The organism is Pseudoalteromonas sp. SW0106-04, assembly GCF_001293805.1.
Classification (GTDB): domain Bacteria; phylum Pseudomonadota; class Gammaproteobacteria; order Enterobacterales; family Alteromonadaceae; genus Pseudoalteromonas; species Pseudoalteromonas ruthenica.
Genome location: NZ_BCAI01000030.1, coordinates 1 through 3,343, shown reverse-complemented (window position 1 = coordinate 3,343; position 3,343 = coordinate 1). Strand labels below are relative to the sequence as shown.

Annotated in this window: 2 rRNA genes; both read right to left on the bottom strand. The window is 50.1% G+C overall.

What is annotated here, in order from left to right:
• Nucleotides 1-44: 44 nt before the first annotated feature.
• Nucleotides 45-159, bottom strand: a 5S ribosomal RNA gene (gene rrf, locus W04_RS18645).
• 114 nt (nucleotides 160-273) lie between these two features.
• Nucleotides 274-3,158: ribosomal RNA gene (locus W04_RS18640) — 23S ribosomal RNA — on the bottom strand.
• Between the last annotated feature and the right edge of the window lie 185 nt (nucleotides 3,159-3,343).

Below are 3,343 nucleotides of genomic sequence, written 5' to 3'. Positions count from 1 at the left end.
AAAAAAACCCGCTGCACTGGTGCAACGGGTCTCTCTAATTAGGAGCCTGGTGATGACCTACTTTCACATGGGCGAACCCACACTATCATCGGCGCAGTTCCGTTTCACTTCTGAGTTCGGCATGGGGTCAGGTGGGTCCAGAACGCTATTATCACCAAGCATAAACTTGGGCTAACACGGCGTGTTAGTCATTTGGAAAGCTTCTCAAGTAAATCTACTTTAGTCTCTTAACTTCTTGCTTAAACAGTCACATACAAACCACTTTGGCGTTGTATGGTTAAGCCTCACGGGTAATTAGTACAGGTTAGCTTAACGCCTTGCAGCGCTTCCACATCCTGCCTATCAACGTTGTCGTCTTCAACGGCCCTTTAGTGGCGTTAAACGCCAAGTGAGAACTCATCTCGAGGCTCGCTTCCCGCTTAGATGCTTTCAGCGGTTATCGATTCCGAACGTAGCTACCGGGCAATGCCTTTGGCAAAACAACCCGAACACCAGCGGTTCGTCCACTCCGGTCCTCTCGTACTAGGAGCAGCCCCTCTCAATTCTCAAACGCCCACGGCAGATAGGGACCGAACTGTCTCACGACGTTCTAAACCCAGCTCGCGTACCACTTTAAATGGCGAACAGCCATACCCTTGGGACCGACTTCAGCCCCAGGATGTGATGAGCCGACATCGAGGTGCCAAACACCGCCGTCGATATGAACTCTTGGGCGGTATCAGCCTGTTATCCCCGGAGTACCTTTTATCCGTTGAGCGATGGCCCTTCCATTCAGAACCACCGGATCACTATGACCTACTTTCGTACCTGCTCGACGTGTCTGTCTCGCAGTTAAGCTGGCTTCTACCATTACACTAACCGTACGATGTCCGACCGTACTTAGCCAACCTTCGTGCTCCTCCGTTACTCTTTGGGAGGAGACCGCCCCAGTCAAACTACCCACCAGGCACTGTCCGCAACCCCGATTCAGGGGCCAACGTTAGAACATCAAACATACAAGGGTGGTATTTCAAGGATGGCTCCATGATTACTGGCGTAACCACTTCAAAGCCTCCCACCTATCCTACACATGTAGGCTCAATGTTCAGTGCCAAGCTGTAGTAAAGGTTCACGGGGTCTTTCCGTCTAGCCGCGGGTACACAGCATCTTCACTGCGATTTCAATTTCACTGAGTCTCGGGTGGAGACAGCGTGGCCATGGTTACACCATTCGTGCAGGTCGGAACTTACCCGACAAGGAATTTCGCTACCTTAGGACCGTTATAGTTACGGCCGCCGTTTACCGGGGCTTCGATCAAGAGCTTCGACAAAGTCTAACCCCATCAATTAACCTTCCGGCACCGGGCAGGTGTCACACCGTATACGTCATCTCACGATTTAGCACAGTGCTGTGTTTTTAATAAACAGTCCCAGCCACCTGGTCACTGCGACCCACTTCAGCTCCAGACGCAGGTCCTTCACCTAATGTGGGCGTACCTTCTCCCGAAGTTACGGTACTATTTTGCCTAGTTCCTTCACCCGAGTTCTCTCAAGCGCCTTAGTATTCTCTACCTGACCACCTGTGTCGGTTTAGGGTACGATTCGATATAGACTGAAGCTTAGAGGCTTTTCCTGGAAGTATGGCACCAACAGCTTCCACTCCGTAGAGTGTCGTCTCGACTCTCAGCCTTAAAGAATCCCGGATTTACCTAAGATTCAAGCCTACTGCCTTTCACACGGACAACCAACGCCGTGCCTGCCTAGCCTTCTCCGTCCCCCCATCGCATCTATACCAAGTACGGGAATATTAACCCGTTTCCCATCGACTACGCCTTTCGGCCTCGCCTTAGGGGTCGACTCACCCTACCCTGATTAACATGGGATAGGAACCCTTGGTCTTCCGGCGTGCGGGTTTTTCACCCGCATTATCGTTACTCATGTCAGCATTCGCACTTGTGATATGTCCAGCATGCCTCCCGGCACACCTTCAGCCACTTACACAACGCTCCCCTACCCCGCAACATAAAGTTGCAGCCGCAGCTTCGGTGGTATGTTTAGCCCCGTTACATCTTCCGCGCAGGCCGACTCGACTAGTGAGCTATTACGCTTTCTTTAAAGGGTGGCTGCTTCTAAGCCAACCTCCTAGCTGTTTTAGCCTTCCCACATCGTTTCCCACTTAACATACACTTTGGGACCTTAGCTGGCGGTCTGGGTTGTTTCCCTCTCCACGATGGACGTTAGCACCCACCGTGTGTCTCCCGGATAGTACTCATTGGTATTCGGAGTTTGCATGGGGTTGGTAAGTCGGGATGACCCCCTAGCCCAAACAGTGCTCTACCCCCAATGGTATTCGTCCGAGGCTCTACCTAAATAGATTTCGGGGAGAACCAGCTATCTCCCGGTTTGATTAGCCTTTCACTCCAAGCCACAGGTCATCCCCTAACTTTTCAACGTTAGTGGGTTCGGTCCTCCAATTGATGTTACTCAATCTTCAACCTGCCCATGGCTAGATCACCGGGTTTCGGGTCTATACCTTGCAACTCAACGCGCAGTTAACGCTCGCTTTCACTACGGCTACCCTATTCGGTTAACCTCGCTACAAAATATAAGTCGCTGACCCATTATACAAAAGGTACGCAGTCACCCTCGAAGGGCTCCTACTGCTTGTACGTACACGGTTTCAGGTTCTATTTCACTCCCCTCACAGGGGTTCTTTTCGCCTTTCCCTCACGGTACTGGTTCACTATCGGTCAGTTGGGAGTATTTAGCCTTGGAGGATGGTCCCCCCATATTCAGTCAAAGTTTCACGTGCTCCGACCTACTCGATTTCACTTATTAGACATTGTCGTGTACGGGACTATCACCCTGTATCGTGGCACTTTCCAGAGCCTTCCACTAACATCAAATAAGCTTAAGGGCTGCTCCGATTTCGCTCGCCGCTACTTTCGGAATCTCGGTTGATTTCTTTTCCTACGGGTACTTAGATGTTTCAGTTCTCCGCGTTCGCCTCTTACACCTATGTATTCAGTGCAAGATACCTGCAAGCAGGTGGGTTTCCCCATTCGGAAATCCTGGCCTCAAGCGCTTTTTACTAGCTTGACCAGGCTTATCGCAAGTTAATACGTCCTTCATCGCCTCCAACTGCCAAGGCATCCACCGTGTACGCTTAGTCACTTAACCATACAACCCAAAGTAGTTTGAGTTGTTTGGTGCGACTGTTTAACTTCGCCAGAAGTTATAGAATACTAAAGTAGACGCACAATTAATCTGTCGATTAACTGGCATTTTCTTTACTTATTGAGAACTCTAAATCACTTACGTGATTCAAAGTTTTTATCAGCTTTCCAAATTGTTAAAGAGCAAAA